Source organism: Thermococcus sp. GR5 (genome assembly GCF_012027535.1).
GTDB lineage: Archaea > Methanobacteriota_B > Thermococci > Thermococcales > Thermococcaceae > Thermococcus > Thermococcus onnurineus.
This window is the reverse complement of sequence record NZ_SNUN01000008.1, coordinates 12,709-37,877: the sequence shown is the minus strand read 5'-3', so window position 1 is coordinate 37,877 and position 25,169 is coordinate 12,709. Positions and strand designations below refer to the sequence as shown.

Below are 25,169 nucleotides of genomic sequence, written 5' to 3'. Positions count from 1 at the left end.
CCCCGGTTGATAAGTTTTTGGGAAATGAAAGAAAAATAGACGAACTCAGAGCTCGCCTTTCTTTGCTTTCTCACCAAGCTCAAAGCCTTTGTGGAGCGCCCTGAGGTTTATCTCCTCTGTCCCCTTTGGGACAGCGTCGAGGACGGCCTTTTCTATTGCTTCCCTGCTCACGACGTCCGTTAGGGCGACCAGCAGGCCAAGGGTGAGTATGTTCATTGTTAAACTAAGGCCGGTGGTTTCCTCCGCTGTTTCCGTTAGAGGGAGGGCGTAAACCTTCAGCTTCTTCTCGAACTCCTCATCGCGGTGCGGCACGAGGTCGCTCTCGACTATTATTGTGGCTCCTTCCTTGACGGTGTGGAGGTACTTGCTGTAGGCCTCCTGGGAGAAGAAGACCGCGCAGTCCGGGTGGACGGTCTTGGGATAGTCGATCGGCTCGTCACTTATCACCACCTCAGCCCTGCTCGCTCCACCCCTTGACTCCGGCCCGTACGCCTGCGTCTGAACCGCGTAGAGGTTCTCATAAACGGCAGCGGCTCTGCCAAGGATGACGCTGGCGAGGATAACACCCTGGCCGCCGAAACCGCTGAAGAGGATTTCCTTCCTCATTCTTCCCACCCCATCATCCTCTTGGCCCTCTTCTTGTACTCCTCGTACTCCCTAACGAGACCCGGCCTGTCCCTGTCGGCGAACTCACCGATGACGATCTTGCCCTCGAGCTCTTCCGGAGACATATTTTTGGCCTTGCTTATCGGTACGGTTATCTTCTGATACCAGCGGAGCAGTTCTGGAGACGTCTTCATCCTGTTCCTCCTTCCGAAGCTTATAGGACACGGCGAGAGGAATTCAACGAGCGTAAAGCCCTCCTTTTGAAGTGCCTTCTTGATGCTGTTGATTCCCTGGAGGTAGTTGAAGACGCTCCAGCGGGCGACGTAGTTGGCCCCTGCTGAAACGGCGAGATCCGCTATATCAAAGGGGTTCTCGAACTGACCGTAGGGAGCAGTAGTTCCACGCAAGCCTTTGAGGGCTGTAGGGGCCACCTGGCCGCCCGTCATTCCGTAGGTGAAGTTGTTGATAAGTATCACCGTGACGTCGAGGTTCCTCCTTATGGCGTGGATGAAGTGGTTTCCTCCGATAGCTGCCGCGTCACCGTCACCCATGAAGGCGATTATCTTGAGCTTTGGATTGGCGAGCTTTATACCCGTGGCAAACGCTAAGGCCCTTCCGTGGGTTGTGTGCAGCCCATCGAAATTGACGAATCCCGGAACGCGGGAGGAACATCCTATACCGCTGACCCAGACTATCTCGTCCGGGTTGAGGCCAAGGTCGTCTATGGCTCTGAGTGTGTACTGAAGGGCCGAGCCTATTCCACAGCCCGGACAGAATATCGTCGGGAGCATGTCCTTTCTCAAGTATTTATCGCGAATCTCGTAAGCGGACTTTAGGTACATTCAGCCCACCACCCTCTCGACTATCTCCATCGGAGTGTGAACCTCGCCGCCGATCTTGCTTATCAGCTCGACTTCGGCTTTTCCGTTTGCCCCCTCTCTGACGAGGTGGTAAAGCTGTCCGAGGTTCATCTCCGGCACGTATATCTTCTTCACGCGCTCCGCCAGCTCTTCGATCATGTCGAAGTCAAATGGCCAGATGGTGTTGAGCTTGAGCAGGCCTGCTTTGATGTCCCTCTCGCGCAGTAACTTGACAGCTCTGATGGCTGAACGGGCGACTATTCCAGTGGTGATTATTGCTATCTCCGCATCATCAAGCGCGTAGGTCTCGTAGGAGATTATGTCATGCTTGTTATTCTCAATTTTACTGACTATCCTCCTGATGAGCCTCTCGTGGACTTCAGCATCAACGGTCTTTGGTCTTCCGCGCTCATCGTGGGTTAAACCGGTGACGTAGGTGCGGTAGCCCCTGCCGAATATCGGCATCGGCGGAACTCTATCGCCGTGGATGTCCCCAAAGGGATACTTCGCCTCTTCCTCGTTGGCGGGGAGCTTCCTCTCTATAAGCTCTATCTCGTCCGGATTAGGTATGTAAACCCTCTCGCGCATGTGGGCTATCTCAGCGTCGGTAAGGAGGACCACTGGAGTTCTGTACTTCTCAGCCAAGTTGAAGGCTCTTATCGTCATGTCGAAGGCTTCCTGAACGGTTGACGGGCTGAGAACGATTAGGCTGTGGTCACCGTGAGTGCCCCATATTGCCTGCATTATGTCGCCCTGTGCAGCTAACGTCGGCTGACCCGTGCTCGGACCACTTCTCTGGACGTCGACAACGACTATCGGTGTTTCCGTCATCACAGCATATCCAAGGTTCTCCTGCATGAGCGAGAAGCCAGGGCCGCTCGTTGCAGTCATGGCCTTAGCCCCTGCCCAAGATGCGCCAATTATAGCGGCGATACTTGCTATTTCGTCCTCCATCTGTATGCTCACTCCATCGACGAGCGGCATGTAGAGGGCCATGGCCTCAAAAATCTCGCTCGCGGGAGTTATTGGATAGCCAGCGTAAAAGCGGCAGCCTGCCAAGATAGCTGCTCTTGCTATGGCTTCATCACCCTGGATGAAGTCGCTCTTACCGACAGGAAACGGGTATCTCATTTCAATCCCTCCTCATAGCCGGCATTGAATGCCTTGATGTTTATCTCCTCCGTCCCCTTCGGGACGCGCCTCTTTATGGCCTCTTCCACGTTTTCCTTTTTCACAACACCGGTCTTCGCGACCAGATAGCCAAGGGCTACCATGTTAACAGTCAAAGCGAGCCCGGTGTTCTCCTCGGCCAGGCGCGTGAAGGGGGCACCGATGTAATCCTTATCAGGCTTGACAAGGTCAGTGTCGATGATGAGAATGCCATCTTCCTTCAGCTCCTCCTTAACGGTGTCGTGGCCGAGCTGGTGGAGGGCAACCAGAACGTCAGCCTTGGTGACAATGACATCGTAAATTGGCTCCTTTGAGATGATGACGTCCGCTATGGAGTGACCGCCGCGGGAGGCCGAGCTGTAGTCCTGCGTTTGAAGAACGTTCAGACCCTCAATCGCGGCCGCCTCGCCAAGGATAACACCGGCCAGGACGACACCCTGGCCGCCTATGCCTGCGAACCTAATCTGCATGGCTCTCACTCCCCCTTAAGGCCGAAATGCTCCTGGACTTCATCAATAAGCTTGTTCAGCTCTTCGGTGAACTCGGGCCTCTGTCTGTTGATTATCTCGCCGATGATGAACTTGCCCTCAAGCTCTTCCGGTGACATCTTCTTAGCTTTGCCCACGGGGACGCTGTTCTTGAGGAACCAGCGGAGCATCTCTGCCGGCTCCTTCATCTTGTTCCTCCTTCCGTACTGGACAGGACACTGGGAAATGACCTCGACGAGGGAGAATCCCTTAACCTGGAGGGCTTTCTTAATGCTCTCTATGAGCTGGTAGACGTGGGCGGTAGTCCACCTTGCCACGTATGAAGCTCCAGCGGCAGCAACAGTCTCGGAGATCTGGAGTGGGTGCTCTATGTTTCTGTACGGGCTGGTGGTGGTCTTTGCCCCAAAGGGTGTCGTCGGAGCCACCTGGCCGCCGGTCATTCCGTAGATGAAGTTGTTGACGAGGATTACCGTTATGTCTATGTTCCTCCTCGCGGCGTGGAGGAGATGGTTTCCGCCTATGCTGGCCAGATCACCGTCGCCACTTATGACGACGACCTTCTTGTCCGGCAAACCGACCTTAACTCCCGTCGCGAAGGCTATTGCCCTCCCGTGAGTCGTGTGAAGGGTGTCGGCTAGGAAGTAGGGAGAAGCAATCCATGCGGAACATCCTATACCGCTGACGACGACCAAATCCTTCGGGTCTATCCTAAGCTGGTCAACTGCATTTGCAAAGGCGTTGAGAACGGTTCCGCCACCACATCCTGGACAGAGGGCTGTGGGCAGGGCCTCCTTACGGAGATATTTGACCATCGGATAAGTGGAATAGATTTCCTTTGCCATCAGGCAACACCCCTTATCTCGCGCAGGATTTCCTCAACGGTCAGAGGAACACCGCCTATCTTGTTCACGCCTTTGAGAAGAACGTCGTCGTAGACGAAGCGCTGGACTTCAAGGATTAGCTGGCCAAGGTTCATCTCGGGAACAAGTATTGCGCGAACCTTCTTTCCGAGCTCTTTTATTCTCTTCCCCGGGAACGGGTGGACGGTCTTCGGAACGAAGAGGCCGACCCTTGTTCCTTCCTCCCTGGCTTTCAGTACCGCTCCGAGTGAGGGCCTCGCGGTAACGCCCCAGCTGACGACGAGTATCTCGGCATCATCCGTAAAGTACTCCTCGTACTTCTCATAAACGTGCTTATTCTGCTCTATCTTCCTGTGAATTCTTCTCACGAGCCTGTCGTGAACTTCCGGAGTGTAAACGTCCCTAAGACCGTTCTCCTTGTGTGTGGAGCCGGTTACATGGGTGAAGTAGCCGTGGCCGAAGAGGGGCATCGGTGGGACACCATCGCCGTGCGGGTCTCCGAAGGGAAGCTTTGCCTCCTCCTCATTCTTTGGCAGTTTGCGGTAGGTTATCTCGATTTCTTCCACGTCGGGGATCTTTATCTGTTCCCTCGTGTGGGCAAGAACACCGTCGAAGAGCACAACAACCGGGGTTCTGAGCTTCTCGGAGATGTTAAAGGCCCTCACAGTTTCCCAGAAGGCGTCTTCAACACTTATCGGTGAGACGGCAACTATCGGGTGGTCTCCGTGAGTTCCCCATCTCGCCTGGAAGAAGTCACCCTGAGCACCCTTGGTGGCCTGCCCCGTGCTTGGACCGCTTCTCTGAACGTCGACCAGAACGAGGGGAGTCTCCGTCATTACTGCGTAGCCGAGGTTTTCCTGCATGAGCGAAAATCCGGGTCCAGCCGTTGCGGTCATGACCTTGAATCCAGTCCAAGAAGCCCCTACCATTGCAGCAATGCTTCCGATTTCATCCTCCATCTGAAGGTAGTAGCCGCCAAGCTTGGGCAGCTCTCTTGCCATCGTCTCGGCTATCTCGCTTGAGGGGGTGATTGGATATCCTGCGTAAAAACGACAGCCTGCAAAGAGCGCACCGTATGCAACGGCCTCGTTGCCCTGCAAGAAGTAGTTGCCCGGCTTGTAAAGCCTCTTCAAAAGCCTGAGCTGTTCAGGCTCATCACCTCGGATTATCATGAGTCACCACCTTACTGCTATGGCAAAGTCCGGGCAGAGAAGCTCACAGAGCTTACATTTAACGCATTTCTCGGCGTGCACGGGAACCGGATAGTGAACTCCCTTTTCGCTCAGCTCCTTGCTCCACTCAAAGACCTTCCTGGGGCACATTTCAACACAGATTCCACAGCCCTTGCACAGAAAAGTATCGACATTGATTTCCACAACATCCTCAGCCCTTCCAACCACGAGGTAACCATCCCTTTCAACCACGGTTTTCCCTTCGACGTTTGCCATAATCATCACCCACGATTTGTTAAACCCGTTTACGTATGTAAACATTTAAAGCTTTCGTGGAGGTACATCTATGATCATCAAAGAAGCCCGACGGACATTAAAAATGGGTCGAAAAGAGCGCATAAAAAGCATTTTAAAAACGAAATCCATTCACCACGTCATCAACTGCCAGTCGAGGAGACCGTTCTCGACTATGTACTCCCATCTCTCCCTGCACTCGGGCTTGAGGTTCTCGATGTATTTGAGATCCTGCGTTGCGGAGAACTTCTTTATCGCTCTGCCTATCTGCCTGTCGTAGTCGGTGAGGCAGTTGTGGGGGCCACGTCTCGAACCCGCTCCAACAGGGTCGCTTAGGATTCTCTTGTCTGGGAAGCGCTTCTTTGCCCACAGGAGTATCTCCACCGCGCTCCAGAGCCAGGGCGGGCGGTATTCACCCTTCTCCCAGAGTCTCTCATAGAGCGTCCCTTTCTGGATGTCAGTGATATTTATGGAAAAGGTGTCCGTGTAGGGCTCGGCTTTTATGATGCTCGCCTTGACGTCCTCTATGCCGTCGCGCTCACTAAGGAAGATCGTCTTCAGGAGGAGGTACGTTTTCACCTTCGCACCCGCTTCGTGTGTTATCTCTGCAGCCTTAACGAAGTCGTCGAAGGTGTTGCCTTTGTTTATTGAAACGTCGGCTATGTCATCGTTGGCGGTTTCGAGCCCTATGGCTACCTCAAAATGCTTGTCTGGAACTATCTCTGCGAGCTCTCTAACCGCGTCGTAGCGAACAAGTTCGCTCCTGCTCTCTATCACAATCTCTTCTACATTCTCCATTCCCGCAAGAATCTCGAAGATTTTTCTCCTCGTTTCAGGTTTTAGCTCGCCGTTGTCGAGGAATGAACCTGAGGTGAACATCCTCACTGCAACCCTCTTCCTGCCCTCTACCTTCTTTAAGGCCTCTCTAACGTAATCGACTAGGGCATCCTGGCTCCATCTAACCTTTGGAGCTGCCGTTGGGTATGCGCACATGTAGCAGGCCTGGCCTATCCTAAAGCGATAGCAGCCTATCGTGGGCAGGATTATGAAGAGTGCAGTCCCGGGCTTTCCAGCAACGTTGTCCTCACTCGTCCAGTACGTCATCTTTTAACACCAGCTTAGGCTGGAAATCAAGGTTTTTAAAGGTGAGGCCTTAGTTCATAGTATGCCCAGGATACTCATAACTAACGATGACGGAATTTATTCAAAAGGCATCCGTGCCGCTGTAGAGGCCGTTAAAGACCTTGGAGAGGTTTATGTCGTTGCTCCTCTCTTCCAGAGGAGCGCCAGCGGAAGAGCCATGACGCTTCACAAGCCGCTGAGGGCAAAGCTTGTGAACGTGCCAGGGGCAAAGGTTGCCTACGGCCTAGACGGCATGCCCGTTGATTGCGTCATCTTTGCTCTTGCAAGGTTCACCCACTTCGACCTGGCGATAAGCGGTATCAACCTCGGAGAGAACCTGAGCACAGAGATAACAGTCTCCGGAACGGCCTCCGCTGCCATAGAAACCGCCACCCATGGGATTCCCAGCATAGCGATAAGCCTCGAGGTCGACTGGAGAAAGACCCTCAGCGAGGGCGAGGGGATAGACTTCTCAGTTGCGTCGCACTTCCTGAGGAGAATAACCAGGACCGTCCTCGAGAAGGGCCTTCCAAAGGGCGTTGACATGCTCAACGTGAACATCCCGAACGATGCCACCCCGGAGACGGGGATAAAAGTGACGAGGCTCGCGAGGAGAAGGTACCGGCCAACCATTGAGGAGCGCATCGACCCAAGGGGATATCCTTACTACTGGATAGTCGGCAGGAAGTGCGAGAAGTTCGAGCCCGGGACGGATGCTTACACCCTAAAGGTGGAGAGGAAGGTCAGCGTGACGCCGATAAACATAGACATGACAGCGGGGGTTGACTTGAAAGAGGTTGAGAGGCTGCTGAGATCAGGCTTATAATCGAATGGTCAAATGAGTTGTTGTCTTCCTGAGAACAGGATGTGTTGCAGTGGTGTTTATGACAAAGAACAGCCTGTCCAAGCTGATCTCAGTTTACCTTCCTGCCTTCACCATTGTGTTTTTTGGTGAGATTTCTCTATTCTGGCTTCCCAGGGACTACTACATAGGTGCTGACTGCTGGTCCCTGATGCCTCCCGCCTGCAACTTCCACTACAAACCCAACTTCACCCTTCCAGCTCTGGCTTTAATACCCGCCCTGCTCCTTCTGCTTCTCTGGCAATGGAGAAGGGTTGAGCACTTCAAAGCCGCCGCCATGGTTACTGCGTTCTCGGCTTTACTCATCACGACCCTGCCTGCGATAGTTGGTGTCCCTTCGTTGTCCTCATTCACTCTGATGCTCATCGTGTCGCTCTCTTTCCCTTTGGTAGTTGCTTGGAGTATGGGAGACTATTACCGGGACAACAAGGCTGGCATCGCCTTCCTTGTACTAACCTCGGTCGTGGTGGCGTTCATGCTGTGGGCTTTAATCCGCATGGGTGTCGCTGTGGCAGTCTAACATGGAAACACCGAGAAAAAGGATGGGAGTCTTAGGCCTCCCCAAAAATCCTCTCAACGAACCACTTCTCGTCGAAGGGCTTGAGGTCATCGTAGCCCTGACCGACGCCGACGAAGAGTATCGGCGCCCCTATGGCGTGGCTTATGCTGAGTGCGGCCCCACCACGGGCGTCGGCATCGAGCTTTGTGAGAATTACCCCATCTATCCTAACAGCCTCGTTGAACTGCTTTGCCTGCTCTACCACGGCGTTTCCGGCTAAGCTGTCACCGACGAAGATGACAAGGTCAGGCTTGGTAACGCGCACTATCTTCTTCATTTCGTCCATAAGGTTCCTGTTGAGCTCATTCCTCCCTGCGGTGTCTATGAGGACAACATCAACGCCCCTCGCTTTCGCGTGCCCTATTGCGTCGTAGGCTACCGCCGCCGGATCAGCGCCGTAGGAGTGCTTGATAACCTTAACACCAACACGCTTTGCGTGCTCTTCTACCTGCTCTATTGCCCCTGCTCTGAAGGTGTCGCTCGCTGCTATGACGACGGAAAGGCCGTTCTTCTTGAGCCAGTGGGCGAGCTTGGCTATGGTCGTGGTTTTCCCCGAGCCGTTGAAGCCAACAAAGGCTATGACGAAGGGCTTTTCTTCCTTTGAGCGAATCATCTCGAGGAGGTCTATCCTCTTCTCTGGGGTCAGCACCTCCAGAACAGCCTCCCTAACGGCTTTCTCTACTAGTCCCTTCTTGTTCGTCCCTATCTTGACCTTCTGGCCGACGAGCTTCTCTTTTATCTTCTCCCTGAGAGCCTCCACCGTTTCGAGGGCAACGTCAGCCTCGAGGAGTTCTAGCTCAAGATCCCAGAGGGCGTTCTCGACGTCTTTCTCTCTTATCTCAGTCTGGGAAACCTTCTCGACGAATGAGCCTAGCTTCTCCTTCAGCTTTCTGAACATATTCACCACCTGATGAGCGAGACGCTTGGACGTATATAATTATTATGAAATGCCCTCTGCGATAGCTGGTGTCATCACACCTCAGACCCGAAACCGCTCGTCATCGGGCGATGGTGAGTTATCCTAAAGATGTTTATAAATCAGCTCCTTCTGATGTACGTCTTGCTTTCCACCACCCTTCCATTCTCAAGGCGCATGACATCGACCCTCTCGAAGCCTACGGTTTCCCTCTTGTAGGCTATGAGGTAGTCAATGAACTCCCGGATTCGGTAGCGCGTTATTGAGTCCTTTACGTACTTCGTCTCGTAGAGCAGGATGAGCTTATCCCTGTTCTGCTCGAGCCAGCGGTGAAGCTTTTCTCTCTCTGCCTTTGAACGAGAGAGTGGGTTCACTATGAAGTAAACATCGAAGTCCCTACCCTCGTAGGGCGAGCCGATGTAGACCTCCCCATTGACTTGAAATGGGAGGTATTCGACGAGTATGGCCTTCGTTCTCTTACTCCAGACATCGAGGTATATCTTTGCGAGTCTCTTGCCGTCACCAGTTATTAAAACGACTCCCGAATTCAGTTCGGCTATTTCCTTCAGCATTGTCATCACAAAAAACTTTTACCAGATAGTTAAAATTCTTTCTCAAATTTCCGGCGTTCTCAAGACCGCAAAGTATATATCTCGACTTGGAGTTATACCTTTGAAAACTCCAGGGGTGTTAACATGAAGAAGTGGTTAAGTCTGTTTTTAATCGGCCTCCTGGCCATTAGCGTCGTGGCCAGCGGCTGCATAGGTGGAGGAGAAGAGACCACTACCAAGGGCAAGATAGCCATCGTCTATGACGTCGGTGGCAGGGGTGACCTGAGCTTCAACGACATGGCTTACCTTGGTGCTTCAAAGGCAGCTAAGGACTTCAACCTGGAGCTGGTTGAGGTCCAGAGCGCCAAGGAGACTGACTATCTCCAGAACCTTGAGACCCTTGCCCAGCAGGGCGAGTATGAGATAATTATTGCTGTCGGTTTCATGATGACCGATGCCGTTAAGCAGGTCGCCGCCAAGTACCCCGATCAGAAGTTCGCCATCATCGACGGATTTGACCCAGAGATGCCAGACAACGTCATGATGATACTCTTCAAGGAGAACGAGGGTTCAGCACTTGTCGGCGCCCTTGCAGGAATGGTCGCCGCCAACGACGACAAGGACAAGGTCGGTATCGTCCTCGGCATGGAGATCCCGGTTCTCTACAAGTTCGAGGCTGGATACAGGTTCGGTGTTTCATGGGGCGTTGACTACTACAACCAGAAGATGAGCACCAACAAGAAGGTCGACGTTATCTACCAGTACACCGGAACCTTCACCGACGCGGCCAAGGGTAAGGCTGCCGCCCAGGCCCAGCTCCAGCAGGGCGCTTGGGTCATCTACCAGGTCGCCGGTGGAACCGGTGTTGGTGTCTTTGATGCCGTCGCCGAGGCTCTGAAGGCCCAGGGTAAGGACATGGGACCGCCGTTCGCTATCGGTGTTGACTCAGCCCAGGACTGGATCAAGCCTGGCATCATCATCGCAAGCATGATGAAGAGAGTTGACGTCGGTGTCTACACCGCCGTTAAAGCGGCCGTCGAGGGCACCTTCAAGGGCGGTGTCGTCGAGCTCGGTCTCAAGGAGGGCGGTGTTGGAATAAGCACCATCGAGGACGTTAAGGAGATGTTCAACTCCCTCCCGGAGGACACCAAGAAGCAGAAACTCCAGGAGCTTGGATTCGACAGCGAGGATCAGCTCTTCGCCAAGCTCGAGGAGACCAGGAAGCAGGTTCCCGACTGGGTCTGGCAGGCCATTGACGAGCTCAAGCAGAAAATAATCAACGGCGAGATCCAGGTTCCAGCGCCAATGGACAAGGACGGCATTGAGAAGATAAGGAACGCCAACGACTGGACCGAGATGATGGGTTGAGAACCTTTTTCTTCTTTTTCCGTTTCTCTTTGCAGGGGGTGTCGCCATGGAAGAAGTGCCGCTGATACAGATGAAGAACATTGTGAAGGTTTACTCTGATGGTACGAAGGCTCTGAAGGGTGTTGACTTTTCCGTTAAAAAGGGCGAGATTCATGGTCTGTTAGGTGAGAACGGAGCAGGTAAGACCACCCTCATGAAGATTCTCTCCGGCATGATAAAGCCCACGGAGGGTAAAATTTACATAAACGGTGAGGAAGTTCACTTTAAAAGCCCTGCAGATGCCTTGGAAAAGGGCATTGGTATCGTCCACCAGCACTTCACGCTTGTTGAGGTGTTTAACGCTCTTGAGAACATAATCCTCGGGATGGAGGGGCACAGTTTATTCTCGAAGATAGATGTGGTAAAGGCCACGGAAAAGCTCCAGAAGCTGATGGACGAGCTGAACTTCCAGGTTCCCCTTGATATTCCGGTTGAGAAGCTGCCCGTCGGTGTCCAGCAGAGGATTGAAATCCTCAAGATGCTCTTCAGGGATGTCGACATACTTATCCTCGACGAGCCGACGGCTGTTCTAACGCCGATAGAGGTCAAAGAGCTGTTCAGGGTTCTCAACCTGCTGAAGAGCCAGGGTAAGACGATAATCTTCATCAGCCACAAGCTCAAGGAGGTCATCGAGATAACTGACCGCGTTACCGTCCTCAGGAAGGGCGAGCTCATAGGAACCATAGACACCAAGGACGCAACGCCCCAGATACTCGCCAAGATGATGGTTGGAAGGGAGGTCGTTCTCAGGGTGGAGAAGCCCCCCAAAGAGCCGGGAGCGCCTATTCTTAAGGTTGAGAACCTCTGGGTTAAGGGCGACAGAGGTGAGGACGCCGTTAAGGGTCTCTCCTTTGAGGTTCACGCCGGCGAAATATTCGGTATAGCCGGCGTTGAGGGCAACGGTCAGACGGAGCTCATAGAGGCCATAACCGGTCTCAGAAAGGTTGAGAGAGGAAAGATCATTCTAAACGGTAAGGACATCACAGACAGGCCACCGAGAGAGCTCTACGACCTCGGGCTGGCCCATATTCCAGAGGACAGAATAAACATGGGTCTCATCGTTGACATGAGCGTCGCCGAGAACTCGATCCTCGGCCTTCAGTGGAGGGAGAAATTCAAAGGACCGCTCAACTCGATAAGGTGGAACGCCGTCAGGGAGCACGCTAAAAAACTCGTTGAGCAGTTCGATGTAGTCGTTCCAGGTATAAACGCTCCAGCAAAGAGCCTGAGCGGTGGAAACCAGCAGAAGCTCATCGTTGCCAGAGAGGTAAGCAAGGAGCCTGTCTTGATAGTCGCATCCCAGCCCACAAGGGGTGTTGACGTTGCCTCCACTGAGTACATTAGGAACTACCTCGTCAAGCTCAGGAACGAGAACAAGGCCGTTCTGCTCGTTTCCGCCGACCTTGATGAGGTAACCCAGCTGAGCGACAGGATGGCCGTCATGTATGAGGGAGAGTTCATGGGCATCGTGAAGCCCGAGGAGGTCACAGAGGAAGAGATTGGAATGATGATGGGAGGGATCAGACGTGAATGAAAAAGTGAAGGGCTCCCTCAAGCCGCTCGCGGAGAGCCTGCTGGCGGTGTTCATTGGATTCTTCCTAGGTGCGATAATCCTCCTCGCGTTCGGTTACAGCCCCTTTGAGGCCTATTATTGGCTCCTGAGGGGTTCTCTCGGTTCCACATCAGGAATAGCCTCCACACTTAGCTACGCCACTCCGATCATGCTCACCGCCCTGACATTCGCAATAAGCGCTAGGACAGGAATCTTTAACATCGGTGCCGAGGGTTCTGTTTACTTCGGGGCAATAGCTGCGATAATATTCACCAACATCTACGGCAACGTCCTCTTTGGGCTCCTCATGGGCATGCTGGTTGGGGCGATGTGGGGCCTTCCAGCAGCTTTCCTCAAGGTCTTCCGCGGTGTTCACGAAGTTATCTCAACTATCATGCTCAACTGGATAGCCTGGTATGCCGTCCTCTACCTCGTCACCGGCCCATATGCCAACCCCAGCGACCCTAACAAGACCATTCTCGTCCCGGAAAGCGCAAGACTTCCGCTCCTCGGCGGCTCAAATCTGTCAGTGGGGTTCATACTTGCCATCGTAGCTTCCATCATCGTTTACTACATCCTCTGGCACACTGAGCTGGGCTTCGGCATGAGGGCCAGCGGCATGAATCCGAAGGGTGCAGAGTACGGGGGAATCGATCCAAAGAAAGCGATAATATGGTCATTTGTCATAGGCGGATTTGCGAGTGGTCTTGCTGGCGCCGTTGAGGTCATGGGAAGACCTCCAACTTATGCCATAAGCCAGGGAATGGCCAACATCAACGGCTATGGTTTCGACGGAATAGGCGTTGCCCTCGTCGGAAGAAATCACCCACTAGGCATAATCTTCGCGGCAATGTTCTTTGGCATGCTCCGTGCCGGAACAACAATGATGCAGATTGGAGCAGGGGTTCCGCTCGAGATTATCTACGTCATTCAGGGTATAATCGTCGTTGCCGTCGCGATTCCTGGTCTGATTGACATATTCAAGAACTTGAGGAGGGTGAGGGCATGAGCCTCGGATCATCAATCGTCCCAATCCTAGTGACCTCACTGATGGCCATGGTGCCCATAGTCCTTACGAGCGTTGGTGCGGTTGTCAGCGAGCGCGCTGGAATAGTCAACATCGGCTACGAGGGAATCATAATGATAAGTGCCTTCTTCGGCGCTATTGCGGCAGAAGTCAGTGGAAGCTGGTTCATCGGCCTTCTTGGAGGAGCCTTCGTCGGCGCCCTTCTCGGAATGCTCCACGGCTTCATCACGGTCTACCTCAAGGGAGACCACATCATCCCGGGTATTGGTATAAACCTCCTCGCCATGGGTCTCGTCCCCTTCGGTATCGTGGCCTACTGGGGAACGGCAGGTCAGCACCAGGTTCCAGACACCGTCAGGGTTCCCAACTGGAACACCACCTACGGGAACATCAGTCCCATGATAATAGTGACCCTTGTCATAACTTTCGTCACCTACTGGGTGCTCTTCAAAACGCCGCTTGGGCTGAGGATAAGGGCCATGGGTGAGAACCCAGAAGCGGCAGATGCCATAGGCCTGAACGTTGAGAAGTACCGCTTCTGGGCGGCAGTGTACGGTGCCGCACTGGCGGGTCTCGCTGGAGCATACATCAGTATAGACTGGGTCGGAGCGGTCACCAAGAACGTTGCAGCTGGAAGGGGTTTCATAGCGCTCGCCAACATGGTGTTCAGCGGCTGGAACCCGCTAATGGCTCTGGTCGGAGGATTCCTCTTCGGATTCTTTGACACGCTGGCAATATGGGTCCAGTCCAGCCAGGTCGTTCCGTGGCAGTTCGTCCAGATGCTGCCCTACGTGATGACCATCATCATTGTGGCTGGAATAATAGGAAAGGTCCGCCCGCCCAAGTGGGACGGCAGGCCCTACAAGAGGGAGTGACCCTCTTCTCATTTTCTCTTTCCCGACAAAGTTGGGAGAAAGGAAAGGCTCACTTCTTGAGGATTACTCCAAGAGCGGTTCCTAAGACAAGACCAACAATGATGGAAACGACGACATACCGTGTGACGTCTGTCCTAGCCTCGGCTAGTTTTTCAGGGGGCTTTTCTCCGAGCGCCTTGATCACCGCGGCGCTGTTCTCTATAAGCACCTCTGTATAAGGCCTGTCCTTCCAGAAGACCGTTATCTCGGCCAGGGACTTCCCGCTCTTTACAGCTAACTCCTTAGCTGCCTCCTTCAGCTGGTCAGGGCTTTCCTTTCCATAAACTATGAGGTCGGTTTTCTCGGCGGTGGAGACGAGCTCGTCAACTCCAAGTGCTGGGACTTCTTCTTCTGGCTTTATTGAGGCAACTGCCTTTATGCCAAGCCACTCAATGGCGTACTGGTTGGAGGGCATCTGTATGACAGCAGTCCTATTTTCCATCACAAGGGCCTTATAAGCCTCGACGATGATCCCAACGCGTTCTCTGAAGCTCTTGAACTCCTTTCTGTATAGCTCGGCATTGTACGGGTCGGTCTTCTCGAGAGCCTTCTCGGTTGCTTGAGCTATTGCCATCGCATTGTGGGGATCGAGCCATATACCGTGTGAGTTGTCCTTGCTGTTGTACCAGTACTCGCTTAGATACCGGAAGCCTTCAGCTTTGTAGTCGTCTATGAAGAGCACCTCACTAGTTATCGTTCCTTCCTCTTTCAGCTCGGCGATTTTCTTTTCCACGGGTAAATGGCCCCCGGTAGTCACTATGACGTCTGCCTGGCGCAGGAGCTCGATTTGGCTTGCTGTCAGCTGGTACTCGTGCGGATCTGCGCCGAGAGGGATTATGTAAACAACCTCCACAGAATCCCCGAAGGCATCTTGAACTATCGCTGCCAAAGGTGCTATACTCGTCACCACGAGGGGCTTTTCTCCAGCCCCACTGGTGAGTGGAATGAATGATCCGATTAAAAGCAACACTATGAGTAGAGTTCTCGTCCTCATTTTCGGCCACCCTAACAGAATTCAACGCTTAACTTTAAATGTTGTCGGAAAGTTTTATAAGTTTCCGCCCGCACTACCACTTGGTGTCGTCATGAAGAGATTAGCGGCGTTAATAATCATGCTGTTGTTCCTGAGTAGTGCTGTCCCAGTAAGCGCTTACGATGTCAGCTCCAAGGTTTCGGTAACCATAAGCCCCAACTCGGAGCTTCTTTCAGTGGTCTATTATCTGGCTTTTGGAAGAAACGATACCTTCGTCATAGATAGAGAGGACTACCTCAGTGATGTTGATTCTTACTTTGGCCCATATAGAAATCATCCTGTCGTCAAGATGCTCAGGGAGCATTTGGAGAACGCTACGACAATCCCAGACAGGGACATGAGGCTCTACTACCTCGAGGCATATCTTTTGATGTGCACGGAGCCGCCAGAGCTGGAACCTCTGGTTCTTGTGAATGATGAGTGGTTCTTTAGATTCCTGAGCGCTCTTCGGGATTTTGCAGAGAAAACGGACTTTATGGAATTTTACAAAACCAGTCAGAGGTATTATCAGGAAGACCTTAATACCTACATCACTGCTCTAGAACTTTTACCTCCCGATGAGTTTATGGGGCAATACGTTAGCATTTCAAACGTGCGCTTTGAGTTTCTGCATCCCTACCTCGTTGCCGTCCATGGCCACAGCTTCAACCCGATAATCAACGGCACACAGATATACGGCGCTGGCGGAATGATTCCCCTGGTGAGGCGCGACCCACAGAGGACTGAGTGGACATACAAGACAGCCCGCGACACAATGTTTGGTCTGCCGCTCAACAGGGACTACATTAAGAACAAGAGACTGGGCGAGCTCATCTATCTCGGCTTCGTCTACCACGAGCTTGGCCATGACATCACGACCGAGGAACTGAACTGGAACTATGGTCTTACCTACGACCTCAGATACCTCGAGGATACGATAGAGGGGGATATGCCTTACCTTGCGACATATGACATCCACTTCTGGTGGGACACGATGATGGTGTACGAGGGCTTCGCCGACGGGTGGATGGACTTTTCACTGAAGAGTGTTGATCCCGCCTATGTGGAGCTGGCGATGTGGATGCAGAGGGCATGGGGAGAGTTCTGGATAGAAGACATGGTTGAAATCTACGAGAAGTACACTCTGATAAGCGTTCAGGAAGGGAGGTCGCTGGGTGACTACATTGTTGACATGATGAACGAGCTGAAGGACAGGGTTTCGCCCGAGAAAGCGGGAGAGTTATACCAAAAGCGCGTTCCAGTGACACCCCTCAGGGCCCTTGACAGGGGAGCCGTTGCTGGAAAGGTCATCGTAGTTTACGGCACCCAGAATCCAGACCCGAGTGGAACCGAATATGACAGGGAGACGGCTGAGATTGTTGCGAATTACCTTGAGACCTTCTACTCCCAGTGGCCAGACGGCGTCGAGGTGGTCATTAAGGCCGACGTTAACGTTACCGACGAAGAACTGCGGGAGAACCTTATCCTCATTGGTGGCCCCCTTGCCAACAAGATTGTTGCCGAACTCCAGGACGACTTTCCGTTGCGCTTTGTGAAATACGGAGACGAGTGGGTTTTGGAAAGGTCGGAGCACTGGGACTGGGAGATTGCCTCCTTCATACTCCAAGAGAACGATGCCTATCCAGTCCTTGAGGGGTGGAACGCCAACTACTTCAGCGCATCGGTGATAATGGCCATCAGGAACCCGCTCAACCCTGAAAACTACATTGTATGGATAGCTGGAGCAGATCGCTACGGCACGAGACTTTACAAGAATCCAACCTACTACCTCAGCAGCTACGAAATCTTCAATGGAAAAGAGATAGAGATGGGATTCTACGTTCAGCCGCTCGCGTCTTCCTGATTGGGGCTGGTCTCTTCCGCTTTCTGCCCTTCCTTTCCGTTTCCGTTGCTTTTTATGTGCGGCTTGCCGATGGCTATGGTAAATCCCTTGAAGCTGTCATCCTTCCTGTTGAACTCCATGGCTAGTGGAAGGCCATGGTCGTCGTTGAAGACTATTCTCACTATCCTCGCCCGCGAGTGATCGTTCAGGTAGTCCTCTTTCAGCCGCTCGTAGTTGTCTATGGCCTCGTTGATGCTCTCACTGTGCATGTCGTAGATTTCCCTGGCATAGACGCTGTGGCTCTTGATTTCCTCGACAGTCTTCTTCCGGTCCAAGCTACCACACCCTCAGGCTTTGCGCCAGGCTCCGTCCCGGAACTTAAAAACCTTCCTGCGCTCGGCCATTCTGAGGGCTTCCTCAAGTCTGCCTTTTGGAACCTCAATGCCGTGGAGCCCCTTGAAGAGCTCGACGATTTCATCGGTGGTTAAGGACTCCCTCTCCTCGAAAAGGTTGTTAACGAGGTTTATCATATCCTCCACGAAGTTCCAGGGGAAGATTATCCAGGCCCAGTCGATCTCCTCGCCGTAGTAGTCTGGGTTGAAGCGGGAGCCTCTTATCGTAAGCAGTGTTGCCGCCCTAACCTCTGCCGGATTCTGGCTCTCCACGTAATTCTTCGCCAGGGTTAAGCTCTCTCCAGTGTCACTGATGTCGTCCACGATAAGAACATTCTTTCCGCTCATGTCGTAGTTGCTGCCGTACTTGAGTCTTGCCTTTCCGTCCGGAGTGGCTGTAACGCCCCAGTGCTCCACCTTGAGGCTGACGAGATCCTTAACGCCGAGGTAATCGCAGTAAAGCCTTGCCGCAATCCAGCCGCCTCTGGCAAGACCGACTATAACGTCCGGTCTCCAGCCGTCTTCAAGAACCTTCCATGCGCCCTCCTTTGCCCACTTTTCTATATCGTCCCAAGAAGCGAGATAAGCCGGAAACTTCTTCATTGGATTTCCCTTAACGGAGCAAAGGAAAGGTTATATTTAAGCCTTACGCTCAGCGTTTTGACTGGAAGGTGGCAAAAAGAGGCAGAAAAAATCAAACACTAATCCTCTTCCATATTGTTCCTTGTGGCGTGTCCTCAAGCTGTATGCCCAGAGCCTTGAGCTCGTCTCTTATTTTATCCGCCAGAGTGAAGTTGCGCTGCTTCCTGAGCTCCGCCCTTACTGAGACAAGGAGCTCTATGAGTGCCTCCTCATCACCGGCTTTCTGCTCCTTGAAGTAGTCCTCGAAGAGACCGAAGACCTCGCTTACTATCTTGAAGAACTCCAGCGCCTTCCTGAGAACGCTTTCCTTGGGCTTTTCGACCTTCGTGAGGTAGCGGTTAACCGCGTTGGAGACCTCAAAGACGGCCTTGAGGGCCTCGGCCGTGTTGAAGTCGTCGTCCATGGCATCGTAGAACTTCTTTCTTGCTTCCCTGACGGTCTCGTAGAGCTCGAACTCCTCTTCGTCCCATCTGAATGCAACATCGGCCTTCTCCATCGCCACGCGGATGTTTTCGAGGGTGTTGTAGAGCCTCTCAAGGTTGTTCTTGGCGTGCTGGATGCCCTCCTCTGTGTAGTCGAGCGGCGAGCGGTAGTGCTTCTGGAGGACAAAGAAGCGTATGACCTCCGGGCTGTACTTCTGGAGGAGCTCCCTTATCGTCACGAAGTTACCGAGGCTCTTACTCATCTTTTCTCCAGAAACCATCACGAAGCCTGTATGGAGCCAGTACCTGACCCACTCATGGCCGGTGCACGCCTCGCTCTGGGCAATTTCGTTCTCGTGGTGCGGAAAGATGAGGTCGTTTCCACCGCCGTGGATGTCGAAGCTCTCGCCGAGGTACTTGGTGCTCATCGTGGAGCACTCGATGTGCCAGCCGGGCCTGCCTTCGCCCCAGGGGCTTTCCCATTTAGGTTCTCCGGGCTTGGCCTTCTTCCAGAGGGCGAAGTCTTCAGGATTCTTCTTGCCTTCGCCAGGCTCAACCCTCGCCCCCTTAACTAGCTCTTCAAGCTTTATTCCGCTCAGCTTACCATAGTCCTTGAACTTCCTGACCTCGAAGTATACCCCATCGTTCCCCTCGTAGGCGTAGCCCTTTTCCTGGAGCTTTCTCACGAAGTCTATAATGTCCTGAATGTGCTCCGTAACGCGCGGATAGATATCGGCCGGTTTGACCTTCAAAGCTTTCATATCCTCGAGGAAGTAGCGAAGGAACTTCTCAGCGAGCTCCTTAGGGTCTTCGCCGGTCTCGTTGGCGCGCCTGATAATCTTGTCGTCTATGTCGGTGAAGTTCATGACCATGAGAACGGTATAACCTCTGTGCTCGAGGTAGCGCCTGATGACGTCGAAGGCTATGTAGGTTCTGGCGTGACCGAGGTGGGTGTAATCGTAAACCGTGGGACCGCAGACGTACATCCTGACCTCCCCTTCTCTCAGGGGCCGGAACTCCTCCTTCTGCTTCGTCAGGGTGTTGTACACTCTAATGGCCATCTTTCTCACCACCGGGTGAACTTTGCCGAGGCGTTTTATTAGGTTATCGCCCGGTGGGAAAGCTTAAAAACCAACTCCCTTAATCGGGGTAGGAGCACGAAAAGGAGGTAATGCTCATGGTCAAGGTTCAGAAGGGAGACGTCATAAGGCTTCACTACACCGGTAAGGTCAAAGAAACCGGGGAGATTTTTGACACCACCTATGAGGAGATTGCCAAAAAGGCCGGCATCTACAACGAGAAGGGCATCTACGGCCCTGTCCCGATAGCGGTTGGAGCTGGCCACGTGCTTAAGGGCCTTGACGAGCAGCTTGAGGGGTTAGAAGTCGGCAAGAAGTACGAGATAATTATCCCGCCCGAGAAAGGCTTTGGAAAGCGCGACCCCAAGCTCATCAAGACATTCACCCTCGGCCAGTTTAGGAGGCAGGGCATCTTCCCGTTCCCCGGAATGCCGGTTGAGATAGAGACCGAGAGCGGCAGGAAGCTCAAGGGCAAGGTCCTCACCGTCAGCGGCGGCAGGGTTAGGGTTGACTTCAACCACCCCTATGCCGGCAAGCACCTCGTCTATGAGGTCGAGGTCGTCGAGAAGATAGAGGATCCGATAGAGAAGGTCAAGGCCCTCATAGAGCTCCGCATGCCAATGGTCAAGCCAGAGGAGGTCATCATCGAGGTCGGTGAGAAGGACGTCAGCGTTGACTTTAGCAATGTCGAGATAGACAGAAATACCCTCGTTCTCGGCGAGATACTCCTTGAGAGCGACCTCAAGTTCATAGGCTACGAGGAGGTCAAGTTCAAGCCAAGCGTCGACGAGCTTCTCAAGCCACCGGAAAAGGAGGAGCAGACCACAGAGCTCGAGGAAGAGGTCAGCGAGCCGCTCATCGAGAAGGCTGAGGAGGATAAGCCTGCTGAAGAGACCACCGAAACCGAGGGAGTGAAGGCCGAGGAAAGCGAGGAGAAGAAGGAAGAGACTCCCAAGGCTGAGGAGGTCAAGGAGGAGCCAGAGACCAGGAAAGAAGAGCAGGCTGAGGAGAAACCGAAGAAGAAGTCCACCAAGAAGTCCAAAACCACCAGAAAGAGGAGCACCTCAGCCAAGAAGAGGAAAACTACCAAAAAGAAGACCGAGAAGCCAGCCGAGAGTGCCGAGGAGAAGAAGGAAGAGACTGAGTGAGGCCAAAACTTTTATCTTCTTTTCCTAACTTTTCTCCATGGAACTGAAGCGGAACTCCTGGCTTCTCTATGCGCTCTCCCTTGTGTTCATTCCCCTTGTTTGGGGTAGGGGAGACAATGTTTTCGGGTGGGCGGCTTACAACGCGGCTTTTTACGTCGTTCTGCCGTTGGCCGTTGGTTACCTTCTCGGTTTTAAGCCAAGAGAACTCGGCTTTCAACTTGGAAATCGAGAGGGTTACAAGTGGTTTGCCGTTCTATTTTTGCTCTCGATCCCGATAAGCCTGTATGGGACGAGGGTTCCAGAAATGAAAAACTACTATCCAATATTCGCTTACTCCAACTGGATCGACTTTCTCCTCAAGGAGCTTGCTGTTGGTGCGATAATGTTCGCCCACGAGGCCTTCTATCGGGGGATATTGCTCTTCCCCCTGGCGAAGAAAAATGAATGGCTCGCTATACTGGCCCAGGATGTTCCCTACACCTTAGTTCACATCGGAAAGCCCGGTATCGAAATCCCCTACGCATTCTTTGCGGGAATAGTCTTTGCAAAAATGGATTTGAAGGGTAAGAGCTTCCTTCCGAGCTTTCTCCTCCACTGGTTCGGCTCGGTCCTCTTCGACGTCATGTGCATTCTCCTTTGAGCAAGCCTTTTTAAATCCGTCTCGAAGGAATGTTTATGCTCGGAGCCGAGGTGTACTCTCGCGGACGCTTCTGGGAGGTTGACTTCCTCAGGGGGATAGGCATCACTATGATGGTCCTCTCCAACTTCGTCACGGATTTACAGCTCTTCCTGAACTATTCAGGACATCCCTTCTTCTGGAAGGCTTTCGCCTATGCAACGGCATCGATATTCGTCTTCGTCTCCGGCCTCTCCTTCTGGATAAGCTACTCCCGGACGATCAAGAAGAACCCCCGTCCCTACGCCAAGTACTTCAGGAGATTCCTTAAGCTCTTTGGCCTGGGCATGCTGATAACGGTCGTCACGTACCTTTTCCTCGACGGCATGACAATTTACTTTGGGATTCTCCACTTCCTCGGCGTAGCAACGCTCTTAGCGATTCCCTTCTACCGCTTTGGGAAGCTTAATCTCTTGTGGGCGGCCTTCTTCATCCTCGGCTCCCTCTGGGTGAGAAACCTAATCGGCCCTGCGTGGCTTCTTCCCCTCGGAATAACCTTCAAAGGATTTTCTTCCCCGGACTATTTCCCAATATCTCCCTGGTTTGGGATTTACCTCCTAGGTCTCACAGCAGGCAGCGTCTTCTATCCTGAGGGAATGAGGAAAAAGGAGTTGAGAATCCCCGCAAACCCTCTCGTTTTAGCCCTCTGCGTGGCCGGCAGGCACACTCTCGGCATATACTTCGTCCATCAGCCCCTGCTGGTTGGTCTCCTCATGCTGATTTACGGCCCTCTTCCCGGGATTTCCCTTTAGCCTCAACCCTTGCCGTTCCGTAGCCGACGAAGAGCACCTTATCCGGGTCCAGAGCCCTCAGCACCTCTGGCCTGTGGGTGATTATGAGGGCGGTGATGCCGGCCTCCCTGATAATCTCGGCCACCTTTTTGGCCACTCTCATGGCCGTGAGTGTATCGAGATGAGCTGCAAACTCGTCCATGAGGAGGAGATTTGGCTTCTCAGCGAGGAGTGAAGCTATCTTTGCCCTTTCCTTCTGACCTGTAGAGAGCTCACCGAACTTTGCGCGGTAGAGAACTGCGTCGCTCAGTCCAGCCCTGTTGAGCACCTCCACAGCCGCGTTGAGGTCTCTAATCTTTCTGTACACGTGCTCCAATATGCTCTCGGAGCCAAAGGAAGGCTCGAATTCTCCGGGTATAAGCACGGAAACCTTGACGTTCTCCGGGACGCTGATTTCTCCTTCACTCGGTCTGTACTTTTCCTCCCAGTAGCCCTTCGCCGCTCCGAGGATGAGCCTCAGCAGGGTTGTCTTTCCAGCTCCACTCGCACCGACTACCGCTATCAGCTCTCCAGGATTTATCTCAAAGTTAAGGTTCCTCAAAACTGGACGCTGTATAACCCTGTGCCTGACTCCAAAGGCTTTCAGCAGCTCTTGAATCTCCTCAGGTAATCCTTTAACGTCGAGCTCGCTCTCGAAGACCTTGCTGACGTTCTTAAAGACTATCGGGCCGCTCAGAGGCTCGACCTTACCGTAGCTCGGCCTCCACAGGCGACCGTCCTCTGGTGCGTAAGGGTCTTTGTGAAGGAAGCGCTCGATGTATTCTTTGGCCTCTTCAGTGAGTGGATAGAAGAGGACAGGCCTTCCGCTTGCCGTCTCCCAGAGGAACTTGAAGCCGACCTTCTCGAAGAAGGGGTTGTAGCGGGCCATCTGCGCTATAGTCTCTACTATGTGTTTCCTCTTTCTCATCTCCGGAACCCTGCGCTCGGCTATCCACTCAAGGGCAGCCCTAACACTCAGCTGGCCCAAGCCATCGGAACGGTAGTCCGGATGAACCACAACACGCGCAATTCTAGCGCCAGCGGTGTTGGTTTCTTTCAAAGCTCTCCACTTAGCCTCTTCCCATAGGAGGGAACGCGCTACCTTTCTTCCGTGATTCCTTTTGAGCTCCTCGTAGAGTTCTTTCATGATCTTCTCCGGCCAGAATGCCGGATGGAACCAGTCCCCGGGAAAGACTTTCTCACGGATGTTCCTTTCAATTTCACCGTTGGGCAACAGTCTGTGCATCAGCGGAATCGGCGGATCAATTCTTACGTAGGCTAAAATCCTGGGCTCGTACTCCTCCCTCTCGACGAGTTCAAGGAGCAGGAAGCGAGAAGCTGGAGTAGAGCCTTTAATCTCGAGAATATGGCTTTCAGTGCCGCAGACTGGGCACTTCTGCTTGGTGTTTGCCTCGAAGATGTGGCCGTTCTTACAGCGCCACAATGCCACCGTTTCCTTCTGGCTGGCGTAGTGATATTGCTCCAGCTCGGCTATGGCTTCGAAGTCGCTCTCGTATTTGGCTTCTCTCGCTCTCAGCTTGTACGTGTAGAGGAGCTCCCCTGTGAGTGGGGAGAAGCGCTTGGCCTCTACCTCCTTCTCCCAGAGGGGCCAGGCCTTTATCTTGTCGCCAGAGTAGAACTTATAGAGCTCATAGTCGTCGAAGTTGAGGACTTTAACGCCGTTCTCCTCTTGTGGCTTTTCCTTTACCTTTATCTCCACTTCATCGCCAGTCAGGAACCACTGGGCAACGTTGCCCGTCATGTAGAGTCTGAACTTTCCTTCCTCAGTTTCAACCTCAAGAATCCCAAACCATCGATGCTTGAAGCGCGGGATTTCGCTCCCGACAACCCGACCCCGAAGAATCATCAGCTATCACCATCGATAATTGGAGAAATGAAATTAATAACTGTTCTCCTTCACCATTAATCCCTTCGTGGCACCACGAGCCATTCTGATCACTGCTCATCTACTGAAGGAAACTCCCTTGTAAGAAGCTTCCACTCCCGATCCTTCCAGACTTCACGGGACATTACTATGAGTATTATCGAATCGGTCACCAAGGCATAATCTTTGAGATTCAAAACCTAAAAACCTGCTGAAAGCTGTTCTTGATAGCGAGATACTCTATGCAGTCTATCAGAACGACCTTGGGTGTTTCGTTTTCTTTGATCTTAACATCCTCCGGTTCTTCGCACCTGTTGTAGAAGGAAACAGTGGTGACACTTAGGAACTATAAACTTTTACAATTGGATCGTACTAACCTACAAATTTGCCAACTACTTACGGATGATTTTTGTCATTTCTACAGACTGGCAAATGTTGCAATGATGTTAGTACAGAAATTAAAAAATAATACAAACTATATCACAGCTTTTTCATCAAGTTCGCCATCTCCAAAGCTGCCATCGCATACTCAAACCCTTTATTGCTCTTTATTCCAGCCCTGTTCAATCCTTGAAGCTCGTCCTCAACGGCTATGACACCGAAGATAACTGGAACACCAGTGATCAGGCCAGCTTGGGCGACCCCCTTGGATACTTCGTTGGAAACGAGATCGAAGTGCTTAGTCTCGCCTCTAACAACAACACCTAAAGCCAAAATGGCATCGTATTTTCCACTCTCGGCGAGCTTTTTGGCTATAATTGGGATCTCAAAGGATCCTGGAACCTTGAAGACGTCCACTCTTTCCACACCGTGCCTCTCGAAGCAGTCTATGGCTCCGCTCAGTAGTTCATCCGTCAAGAGGTCGTTGAACCTGGCAACAACTATCGCCATGCTGAGGCCATCTCCCTTAAATTCGCCCTCAAACACCCTAACCTCCAAT

The 25,169-nt window shown here is 52.8% G+C and carries 27 protein-coding genes; 10 read left to right on the top strand and 17 right to left on the bottom strand.

Annotation, left to right across the window (positions count from 1 at the left end; translation table 11 throughout):
• Positions 1-45: 45 nt before the first annotated feature.
• The 8 genes from E3E33_RS08485 to E3E33_RS08450 form a co-directional block, all read right to left on the bottom strand.
• On the bottom strand, positions 46-606 hold the full coding sequence (locus E3E33_RS08485) for a 2-oxoacid:ferredoxin oxidoreductase subunit gamma (protein WP_167711864.1): 561 nt from the start codon (positions 604-606) through the stop codon (positions 46-48).
• On the bottom strand, positions 603-1,448 hold the full coding sequence (locus tag E3E33_RS08480) for a 2-oxoacid:ferredoxin oxidoreductase subunit beta (RefSeq protein ID WP_012571542.1): 846 nt from the start codon (positions 1,446-1,448) through the stop codon (positions 603-605). Before E3E33_RS08480 ends, E3E33_RS08485 begins: the two co-directional genes overlap by 4 nt.
• Positions 1,449-2,597 (bottom strand): 2-oxoacid:acceptor oxidoreductase subunit alpha, encoded by a 1,149-nt coding sequence (locus E3E33_RS08475; protein WP_167711863.1) that lies wholly within the window; start codon positions 2,595-2,597, stop codon positions 1,449-1,451.
• Complete coding sequence (locus E3E33_RS08470; protein WP_167711862.1) at positions 2,594-3,106, bottom strand: 2-oxoacid:ferredoxin oxidoreductase subunit gamma; 513 nt, start codon at positions 3,104-3,106, stop codon at positions 2,594-2,596. Before E3E33_RS08470 ends, E3E33_RS08475 begins: the two co-directional genes overlap by 4 nt.
• Positions 3,107-3,111: 5 nt before the next feature.
• A complete protein-coding gene (locus tag E3E33_RS08465) occupies positions 3,112-3,966 on the bottom strand; it encodes a 2-oxoacid:ferredoxin oxidoreductase subunit beta (RefSeq protein ID WP_012571545.1) in 855 nt (284 codons plus the stop codon).
• Positions 3,966-5,156 (bottom strand): 2-oxoacid:acceptor oxidoreductase subunit alpha, encoded by a 1,191-nt coding sequence (locus tag E3E33_RS08460; protein ID WP_167711861.1) that lies wholly within the window; start codon positions 5,154-5,156, stop codon positions 3,966-3,968. Before E3E33_RS08460 ends, E3E33_RS08465 begins: the two co-directional genes overlap by 1 nt.
• 3 nt (positions 5,157-5,159) lie before the next feature.
• On the bottom strand, positions 5,160-5,432 hold the full coding sequence (locus tag E3E33_RS08455) for a 2-oxoglutarate ferredoxin oxidoreductase subunit delta (protein WP_012571547.1): 273 nt from the start codon (positions 5,430-5,432) through the stop codon (positions 5,160-5,162).
• Between the two features lie 150 nt (positions 5,433-5,582).
• Positions 5,583-6,554, bottom strand: a complete 972-nt coding sequence (locus tag E3E33_RS08450; protein ID WP_012571548.1) for an archaeosine biosynthesis radical SAM protein RaSEA — start codon at positions 6,552-6,554, stop codon at positions 5,583-5,585.
• Between the two features lie 61 nt (positions 6,555-6,615).
• Here E3E33_RS08450 and surE point away from each other — a divergent pair, with 61 nt between their 5' ends.
• Together surE and E3E33_RS08440 are read left to right on the top strand one after the other, a co-directional pair.
• A complete protein-coding gene (surE, locus tag E3E33_RS08445) occupies positions 6,616-7,398 on the top strand; it encodes a 5'/3'-nucleotidase SurE (protein ID WP_012571549.1) in 783 nt (260 codons plus the stop codon).
• A gap of 58 nt (positions 7,399-7,456) precedes the next feature.
• The gene (locus E3E33_RS08440) at positions 7,457-7,954 is read left to right on the top strand and encodes a hypothetical protein (RefSeq protein ID WP_167711860.1); all 498 of its coding nucleotides are present in this window, start codon (positions 7,457-7,459) and stop codon (positions 7,952-7,954) included.
• Positions 7,955-7,985: 31 nt separating this feature from the next.
• Here E3E33_RS08440 and ftsY read toward each other — a convergent pair whose 3' ends face one another.
• Together ftsY and E3E33_RS08430 are read right to left on the bottom strand one after the other, a co-directional pair.
• Positions 7,986-8,891 carry a signal recognition particle-docking protein FtsY gene (ftsY, locus tag E3E33_RS08435; RefSeq protein WP_167711859.1) on the bottom strand — a complete coding sequence of 302 codons (906 nt, stop codon included), beginning with the start codon at positions 8,889-8,891 and terminating at the stop codon, positions 7,986-7,988.
• A gap of 140 nt (positions 8,892-9,031) precedes the next feature.
• Positions 9,032-9,481 (bottom strand): hypothetical protein, encoded by a 450-nt coding sequence (locus tag E3E33_RS08430; RefSeq protein ID WP_167711873.1) that lies wholly within the window; start codon positions 9,479-9,481, stop codon positions 9,032-9,034.
• A gap of 123 nt (positions 9,482-9,604) precedes the next feature.
• On the opposite strand from E3E33_RS08430, the gene E3E33_RS08425 reads away from it, so the two are divergent.
• From E3E33_RS08425 to E3E33_RS08410, 4 genes are read left to right on the top strand one after another with little or no spacing between them, the layout of a single operon-like run.
• Complete coding sequence (locus E3E33_RS08425) at positions 9,605-10,828, top strand: BMP family protein (protein WP_012571553.1); 1,224 nt, start codon at positions 9,605-9,607, stop codon at positions 10,826-10,828.
• 46 nt (positions 10,829-10,874) lie between these two features.
• Complete coding sequence (locus tag E3E33_RS08420) at positions 10,875-12,401, top strand: ABC transporter ATP-binding protein (RefSeq protein WP_012571554.1); 1,527 nt, start codon at positions 10,875-10,877, stop codon at positions 12,399-12,401.
• Positions 12,394-13,428, top strand: coding sequence for an ABC transporter permease (locus tag E3E33_RS08415; protein ID WP_167711858.1), 1,035 nt, complete (start codon positions 12,394-12,396; stop codon positions 13,426-13,428). The genes E3E33_RS08420 and E3E33_RS08415 overlap by 8 nt, the downstream gene beginning before the upstream one ends.
• On the top strand, positions 13,425-14,321 hold the full coding sequence (locus tag E3E33_RS08410; RefSeq protein WP_012571556.1) for an ABC transporter permease: 897 nt from the start codon (positions 13,425-13,427) through the stop codon (positions 14,319-14,321). Before E3E33_RS08415 ends, E3E33_RS08410 begins: the two co-directional genes overlap by 4 nt.
• Before the next feature lie 49 nt (positions 14,322-14,370).
• Here E3E33_RS08410 and E3E33_RS08405 read toward each other — a convergent pair whose 3' ends face one another.
• Positions 14,371-15,354 (bottom strand): metal ABC transporter solute-binding protein, Zn/Mn family, encoded by a 984-nt coding sequence (locus tag E3E33_RS08405; protein WP_012571557.1) that lies wholly within the window; start codon positions 15,352-15,354, stop codon positions 14,371-14,373.
• Between the two features lie 91 nt (positions 15,355-15,445).
• Between E3E33_RS08405 and E3E33_RS08400 the strand changes: the two genes are divergently transcribed.
• A complete protein-coding gene (locus E3E33_RS08400) occupies positions 15,446-17,236 on the top strand; it encodes a DUF4932 domain-containing protein (RefSeq protein ID WP_167711857.1) in 1,791 nt (596 codons plus the stop codon).
• Here the strand turns inward: E3E33_RS08400 and E3E33_RS08395 are convergent.
• The 3 genes from E3E33_RS08395 to cysS form a co-directional block, all read right to left on the bottom strand.
• The gene (locus E3E33_RS08395; protein ID WP_012571559.1) at positions 17,215-17,550 is read right to left on the bottom strand and encodes a hypothetical protein; all 336 of its coding nucleotides are present in this window, start codon (positions 17,548-17,550) and stop codon (positions 17,215-17,217) included. The two genes, E3E33_RS08400 and E3E33_RS08395, sit on opposite strands and share 22 nt — an antisense overlap.
• Positions 17,551-17,562: 12 nt before the next feature.
• Complete coding sequence (locus E3E33_RS08390) at positions 17,563-18,210, bottom strand: phosphoribosyltransferase (RefSeq protein ID WP_167711856.1); 648 nt, start codon at positions 18,208-18,210, stop codon at positions 17,563-17,565.
• Between the two features lie 91 nt (positions 18,211-18,301).
• Positions 18,302-19,732: a cysteine--tRNA ligase gene (cysS, locus tag E3E33_RS08385; RefSeq protein WP_012571561.1), complete on the bottom strand. Its 1,431-nt coding sequence runs from the start codon at positions 19,730-19,732 to the stop codon at positions 18,302-18,304.
• 116 nt (positions 19,733-19,848) lie between these two features.
• Between cysS and E3E33_RS08380 the strand changes: the two genes are divergently transcribed.
• The 3 genes from E3E33_RS08380 to E3E33_RS08370 are packed head-to-tail and all read left to right on the top strand — an operon-like array spanning position 19,849 to position 22,326.
• Complete coding sequence (locus tag E3E33_RS08380; protein ID WP_167711872.1) at positions 19,849-20,898, top strand: peptidylprolyl isomerase; 1,050 nt, start codon at positions 19,849-19,851, stop codon at positions 20,896-20,898.
• A gap of 37 nt (positions 20,899-20,935) precedes the next feature.
• The gene (gene mrtA / locus E3E33_RS08375) at positions 20,936-21,538 is read left to right on the top strand and encodes a CPBP family archaeomyxosortase MrtA (RefSeq protein WP_167711855.1); all 603 of its coding nucleotides are present in this window, start codon (positions 20,936-20,938) and stop codon (positions 21,536-21,538) included.
• A gap of 35 nt (positions 21,539-21,573) precedes the next feature.
• A complete protein-coding gene (locus tag E3E33_RS08370; protein WP_167711871.1) occupies positions 21,574-22,326 on the top strand; it encodes a heparan-alpha-glucosaminide N-acetyltransferase in 753 nt (250 codons plus the stop codon).
• On the opposite strand, the gene E3E33_RS08365 is transcribed toward E3E33_RS08370, so the two are convergent.
• The 3 genes from E3E33_RS08365 to ribH all read right to left on the bottom strand — a co-directional run bounded on the left by E3E33_RS08365 (position 22,286) and on the right by ribH (position 25,168).
• Positions 22,286-24,211 carry a GNAT family N-acetyltransferase gene (locus tag E3E33_RS08365; protein WP_167711854.1) on the bottom strand — a complete coding sequence of 642 codons (1,926 nt, stop codon included), beginning with the start codon at positions 24,209-24,211 and terminating at the stop codon, positions 22,286-22,288. The two genes, E3E33_RS08370 and E3E33_RS08365, sit on opposite strands and share 41 nt — an antisense overlap.
• 89 nt (positions 24,212-24,300) lie before the next feature.
• Positions 24,301-24,402, bottom strand: a complete 102-nt coding sequence (locus E3E33_RS11015; RefSeq protein WP_238516346.1) for a DUF835 domain-containing protein — start codon at positions 24,400-24,402, stop codon at positions 24,301-24,303.
• Positions 24,403-24,709: 307 nt separating this feature from the next.
• Positions 24,710-25,168, bottom strand: coding sequence for a 6,7-dimethyl-8-ribityllumazine synthase (gene ribH, locus E3E33_RS08360; RefSeq protein ID WP_167711870.1), 459 nt, complete (start codon positions 25,166-25,168; stop codon positions 24,710-24,712).
• Position 25,169: the final 1 nt, after the last annotated feature.

Bases quoted from the DNA above. Each gene is read 5' to 3' on its own strand.
- surE (WP_012571549.1), top strand. From the start codon at position 6,616: ATGCCCAGGATACTCATAACTAACGATGACGGAATTTATTCAAAAGGC.
- E3E33_RS08370 (WP_167711871.1), top strand. From the start codon at position 21,574: ATGCTCGGAGCCGAGGTGTACTCTCGCGGACGCTTCTGGGAGGTTGAC.
- E3E33_RS08400 (WP_167711857.1), top strand. From the start codon at position 15,446: ATGAAGAGATTAGCGGCGTTAATAATCATGCTGTTGTTCCTGAGTAGT.
- E3E33_RS08430 (WP_167711873.1), bottom strand. From the start codon at position 9,481: ATGCTGAAGGAAATAGCCGAACTGAATTCGGGAGTCGTTTTAATAACT.
- E3E33_RS08425 (WP_012571553.1), top strand. From the start codon at position 9,605: ATGAAGAAGTGGTTAAGTCTGTTTTTAATCGGCCTCCTGGCCATTAGC.
- E3E33_RS08365 (WP_167711854.1), bottom strand. From the start codon at position 24,211: ATGATTCTTCGGGGTCGGGTTGTCGGGAGCGAAATCCCGCGCTTCAAG.
- E3E33_RS08380 (WP_167711872.1), top strand. From the start codon at position 19,849: ATGGTCAAGGTTCAGAAGGGAGACGTCATAAGGCTTCACTACACCGGT.
- E3E33_RS08390 (WP_167711856.1), bottom strand. From the start codon at position 18,210: ATGAAGAAGTTTCCGGCTTATCTCGCTTCTTGGGACGATATAGAAAAG.
- E3E33_RS08420 (WP_012571554.1), top strand. From the start codon at position 10,875: ATGGAAGAAGTGCCGCTGATACAGATGAAGAACATTGTGAAGGTTTAC.
- ftsY (WP_167711859.1), bottom strand. From the start codon at position 8,891: ATGTTCAGAAAGCTGAAGGAGAAGCTAGGCTCATTCGTCGAGAAGGTT.
- E3E33_RS08480 (WP_012571542.1), bottom strand. From the start codon at position 1,448: ATGTACCTAAAGTCCGCTTACGAGATTCGCGATAAATACTTGAGAAAG.
- E3E33_RS08405 (WP_012571557.1), bottom strand. From the start codon at position 15,354: ATGAGGACGAGAACTCTACTCATAGTGTTGCTTTTAATCGGATCATTC.
- mrtA (WP_167711855.1), top strand. From the start codon at position 20,936: ATGGAACTGAAGCGGAACTCCTGGCTTCTCTATGCGCTCTCCCTTGTG.
- E3E33_RS08460 (WP_167711861.1), bottom strand. From the start codon at position 5,156: ATGATAATCCGAGGTGATGAGCCTGAACAGCTCAGGCTTTTGAAGAGG.
- E3E33_RS08410 (WP_012571556.1), top strand. From the start codon at position 13,425: ATGAGCCTCGGATCATCAATCGTCCCAATCCTAGTGACCTCACTGATG.
- E3E33_RS08440 (WP_167711860.1), top strand. From the start codon at position 7,457: ATGACAAAGAACAGCCTGTCCAAGCTGATCTCAGTTTACCTTCCTGCC.
- E3E33_RS08475 (WP_167711863.1), bottom strand. From the start codon at position 2,597: ATGAGATACCCGTTTCCTGTCGGTAAGAGCGACTTCATCCAGGGTGAT.
- E3E33_RS08455 (WP_012571547.1), bottom strand. From the start codon at position 5,432: ATGGCAAACGTCGAAGGGAAAACCGTGGTTGAAAGGGATGGTTACCTC.
- E3E33_RS08470 (WP_167711862.1), bottom strand. From the start codon at position 3,106: ATGCAGATTAGGTTCGCAGGCATAGGCGGCCAGGGTGTCGTCCTGGCC.
- E3E33_RS08485 (WP_167711864.1), bottom strand. From the start codon at position 606: ATGAGGAAGGAAATCCTCTTCAGCGGTTTCGGCGGCCAGGGTGTTATC.
- E3E33_RS08450 (WP_012571548.1), bottom strand. From the start codon at position 6,554: ATGACGTACTGGACGAGTGAGGACAACGTTGCTGGAAAGCCCGGGACT.
- cysS (WP_012571561.1), bottom strand. From the start codon at position 19,732: ATGGCCATTAGAGTGTACAACACCCTGACGAAGCAGAAGGAGGAGTTC.
- E3E33_RS08465 (WP_012571545.1), bottom strand. From the start codon at position 3,966: ATGGCAAAGGAAATCTATTCCACTTATCCGATGGTCAAATATCTCCGT.